This is a genomic window from Candidatus Angelobacter sp. (assembly GCA_035607015.1).
Classification (GTDB): Bacteria; Verrucomicrobiota; Verrucomicrobiia; order Limisphaerales; family AV2; genus AV2.
The window spans coordinates 1-4,267 of the sequence record DATNDF010000269.1 but is presented as its reverse complement, the minus strand read 5'-3'; the positions used below and the strand labels follow the sequence as shown (position 1 = coordinate 4,267).

Annotated in this window: 6 protein-coding genes; 4 read left to right on the top strand and 2 right to left on the bottom strand. The window is 59.5% G+C overall.

Annotation, left to right across the window (positions count from 1 at the left end; translation table 11 throughout):
- The 4 genes from VN887_10995 to pheA form a co-directional block, all read left to right on the top strand.
- The coding region (locus VN887_10995; protein ID HXT40532.1) for a segregation/condensation protein A at nt 1-483 on the top strand (483 nt) is incomplete at its 5' end.
- Complete coding sequence (scpB, locus tag VN887_10990) at nt 483-1,166, top strand: SMC-Scp complex subunit ScpB (GenBank protein ID HXT40531.1); 684 nt, start codon at nt 483-485, stop codon at nt 1,164-1,166. The genes VN887_10995 and scpB, both read left to right, overlap by 1 nt.
- A 74-nt stretch (nt 1,167-1,240) precedes the next feature.
- On the top strand, nt 1,241-1,750 hold the full coding sequence (locus tag VN887_10985) for a zf-TFIIB domain-containing protein (GenBank protein ID HXT40530.1): 510 nt from the start codon (nt 1,241-1,243) through the stop codon (nt 1,748-1,750).
- A 47-nt stretch (nt 1,751-1,797) separates the two neighbouring features.
- The gene (pheA, locus tag VN887_10980; protein HXT40529.1) at nt 1,798-2,883 is read left to right on the top strand and encodes a prephenate dehydratase; all 1,086 of its coding nucleotides are present in this window, start codon (nt 1,798-1,800) and stop codon (nt 2,881-2,883) included.
- A 58-nt stretch (nt 2,884-2,941) separates the two neighbouring features.
- Here pheA and VN887_10975 read toward each other — a convergent pair whose 3' ends face one another.
- Both VN887_10975 and VN887_10970 read right to left on the bottom strand, forming a co-directional pair.
- Entirely contained in the window at nt 2,942-3,691 is a 750-nt protein-coding gene (locus VN887_10975) for a PEP-CTERM sorting domain-containing protein (GenBank protein ID HXT40528.1), read from the bottom strand.
- A 210-nt stretch (nt 3,692-3,901) separates the two neighbouring features.
- The coding region (locus tag VN887_10970; protein HXT40527.1) for a response regulator at nt 3,902-4,267 on the bottom strand (366 nt) is incomplete at its 5' end.

Genomic DNA, 4,267 nt, shown 5'->3' with positions numbered 1-4,267 from the left:
GAATACAAAAAATTCAAGGATGCCGCCGCGCAATTGCAGACTCGCGAAGCCGAACAGGAGAACATTTTCCCGCGACTGCCCGCGCGTCTGGAGTTCGAGCCCGCCACGCCGCCGCCGCGGCCGGAGGTTTCGTTGTTCGACCTCATCAGCGCGGTCAGCAACGTGCTCAAGCGCTTTCAACTGAAGGACGACGCGCGCGACATATTTGAAGACAAGTGGACGGTCAGCGAAAAGATCGAACGGCTCCGTCAGGCCATCGCCGGCGATGCGCCGTTGAAATTCTCCGGGTTGTTCGAACAGACCACCAGCCGCACCGAAGTTGTGGTCACGTTCCTGGCGCTGCTGGAATTGATTCGTTTGAAACAGATCGTTGTCCTCCAGCCGACGCCATTCAGCGAAATCGAAATCCGCCGCGCCCCGGCCGTGGCGCCTGCCGCCGCCGGGTCGCCTTACGAACCGCCAAATAACCCGAAATCAACCTGATGGAATTGAAGCTCATTCTGGAGTCGGTTCTGTTCTCCGCGCAAAAACCACTCAGCCCGGCCGAGCTGCGCAACGTCCTTTCCGAAGCCGCGGAGCACTCGGAGGACGGGACCGTCAAGCCGTTCAGGAAAGTTAAACCCGACGATCTGAACGCCGCGCTCGAACAACTGGCGAAGGACCACGAACTGGCGCAGCGCAGTTACCGGCTCGTCTGCGTGGCGGGCTCGTGGCAGTTCGTCAGCCAGCCCGAATACGCGCCGTGGCTCAAGGCGCTGGTCGGCGAAAAGATGCGTCCGACGCGGCTGTCGCAACCGGCCCTGGAAACGCTGGCCATCATCGCCTACCGCCAGCCGTTGACCCGCGCGGAGATGGAGCAGATTCGCGGCGTGTCCGTGGACGGCGTGATGCAAACGTTGCACGAACGCGGTCTGATCGAACAGGTCGGCCGCGCGGAGGTGGCCGGCCGGCCGATGACCTATGCAACAACGTCGTTGTTTCTCGAGTACTTCGGCCTGCGCAGTCTCGAAGAACTGCCCGCCGCGGACGAACTGCGGCGCATCCCCGTGCAGAAACCAGAATCCCTATTGACGGTCGAGCCGGGGCTGGCCACCGCGCCGCCGGAGCAGCTGGCGCTTTCGGAGGGCGGAGGACCGAAGCCGGAAGGTAATCATCAGGAAACGTAACAGGAAAAGCCGCGGCAAATTATTGGAATTCTCTTTTCTATTGCCGCCATTCCCGGGTGACGCATAGTTCACGCATGAAATGCCCACGCTGTGGTTCGACGCTCCGCTCGACCGGATACGAAGGCCAGACGGTGGAAGTCTGCACCGCCTGTCAAGGTGAATGGCTCCACGCCGGCGAGTTGCAAAAAATTGTCGAACATCATGACGAAGTTTTCACCCCGGAAGAGATTGCGTCACTTGCCGCGGTGAACAGGGAGATTTTCACCGCCGAAAAAGACGACCACGACGAACTGAATTGCCCCGCGTGCGAGAATGTGCAAATGGAACATTTCAACTACGGCGACACGAGTGGCATCATTTTGCACAAATGCACTGAATGCGGCGGCATCTGGATGGACAAGGATCAATTGCGGAAAATCGAAGAGGTTGTGGACGGCTGGAAGGCCGACTTGAATAAAGATTCGGCAAAATACGGGCCGGTTGTTGATAAGATTGAAGGAGAAGAACAGAAGGAACTTGATAAATCGGTTTCTATTTCACGCTTCGGTTTTGTAAATGCCGTTTTGACGCGTTTTTGCGAGTAGCTGAATCGGGTTTGATTCTTCTTTCGTAATTCTGCATTCTGCCTTGGGTGAACATTCCCGAACATCGCAAGGCGATCGACAAGCTGGATGCGAAGATCATCAAGCTGCTCAACGAGCGCACACAGCACGTCCTTGAAATCGGTGCCATCAAACTGAAGGCGGGCGAGGAGGTGTACGCGCCGCACCGCGAGCTGTCCGTGCTGCAACGCGCCTGCCGGTTGAACCGGGGGCCGATCACCAATGAGGCCATCCGCGCGATTTACCGCGAAGTGATGTCGAGCGCGCTCTCGCTGCAAAAGACGATGCGCATCGCCTATCTTGGACCGGAGGCCACGTTCACACATCAGGCCGCGATCCGCCGGTTCGGCTCCAGCCTCCGTTACTACCCGCATAAAACCATCACGGACGTGTTCAGCGAGGTGAGCAAGAACCGCGCGGACTACGGCGTGGTGCCGATTGAAAACTCCACCGAAGGCGTCGTCACGCACACTCTCGACATGTTCGTGGACAGCGATTTGAAAATCGTTTCGCAAATCGTTCTGCCGATTCAATACTGCCTGGCGGGCGACTGCCCCTCGAAGGACATCCGCCGTTTGTACGCGCACCCGCAGGCACTGGCGCAATGCCGGTCCTGGGTGCAAAAGAACCTTCCGCACGCCGAAATCCTGGAAACGTCCTCCAACGCGCGTTCAGCCGAACTCGCCGCGCACCCCGCTCCGAAGACCACGAAGCTCCGCGGCCACGCGGCCGCCATCACCGGAATGCTTGCCGCCGAAAAATACGATCTTCGGGTGCTGGAGCATGACATTCAGGACAATGCCGCCAACGCCACGCGTTTCCTGGTGCTGGGCCGCCAATGCAGCCCGCCCACCGGCCACGACCGCACCAGTCTGATGATCAGCCTGGTGGACAAGGTCGGCGCGCTGCACCGCGCGCTCGCCGCCTTCCGCCACTATCGGCTGAACATGACAAAAATCGAGTCGCGTCCGAGCAAGCGCAAGGCATGGGAGTATTTTTTCTTCATTGATTGCGACGGCCATGTCAATGAGCCCCGGGTCGCCAGGGCCGTCGGCGAACTCGAGCATCAATGCAGTTTCGTCAAGGTGCTCGGTTCTTATCCCAATACCGAGTAACCTCCGGATTCGGAGCGGCCAAACTGCGCGGCGCCGTCAATCTTCTGCGAAAGGGCTTTCAGCGCCGGACACGACGAGCCAGCAATCCGGCCAGGCCGAGTCCCAGCAGCGCGAAGGTGGAAGGTTCTGGCACCGCCGTCGCCGACAGACTGAAATTGTCCACCGCGTAAAGCCCGTCGGAACCGGTATCGTCCAGGTCGCTCCAGCGAACGGTCAAAGTTGACCCACTCGCCCAACCTGCGCTTGAAATGGTGCCCGATATGGCAATCTGGTTGGCGTGCCCATCAATGGCGCCCCCGGTCGTCGAGGAGGTCTGGATTTCGGTGAGGTCCATGCCCGACAAGGGAAGAAAGGTCGCCGCAGGGTCGTTGATGTCCGTGGCGTTGAAACTGTATTCGAAGGTCACGGCCTCGTTGGCGGTGGCGCTGGTCCCGGTCCGCCATTGTTCACTCAACCCGCTGAAGGTGATCTGGTCGAACGTTGCCCCCGAGTTGTTCACGAATTGCGCGCCGAAACGCGGAACGGTTGTGCCGGACGCCAGTGTTCCCAACGCGCGGTCGGCGTCCCCCGAGGCGCCGACGTTATACAGACCTCCGGTGGTCGTCGTGCCGGTGGTGACGCCCAGCGTCAATGCACCTGTTCCACCTGTGCCGGCGTAGCGGACTCCGCTCCAGCCGGCGGGATAACCCGTGCCGGCGGCCCCCATGGAATCGAAGTTCTCCGTGTAGGACCCGTTGAAGGAAAGCTGTGCCCGCGCGAGTGTGTGCGCGACCGTGATTGAAACAAGGATGAGAAGCAGTTTTTTCATAAGACGTGTTGAGTTTGGATTGCCTGGGCCTTTCCGCGGATGTTCGGAGGTGACTCCAGTTTGCAGTTCCGCAAACTTCACGTCCGACCGGGATGCCTTCCACTATTCGCAGTCGGCAGTCTTTTTCAAGTCCAATCTCCGCATCGTGCCTTCAGAAAGCCGGGAGCGCGTGAAGACCTGGAGAAGTCCGAAGGAGTCCGGAGGCACACGTCAGACTTTGCCGGCGCCAATCCGTTGCTGGGTCACGCGACGAAGCGTTTCCTGCAATTCGGTGATTTTGGGCGGTTTGTTCAGCACCCCGTCCACATGCAGAGGCAGATCTTCTTCCCCTTTCATCAGAGTTGCCCAACCGGTCATCATGATGACGGGCAGGGCCGGAGATTCCTTCTTGAGGATTTGCGCCACCTGACGGCCATCCAGGTGGGGCATTCCAAGGTCGGTGATCACCGCGTCAAAAGGTTTGCCCTGCTTGTTGGCGCCTCGGAAAGCGTCCAGTCCGGCCTGGCCGCTGTCGGCGATGTGGACATGGTGACCATCACATTCAAGAATCTCCTTGATGAGCTCTAGCAGCAGCGG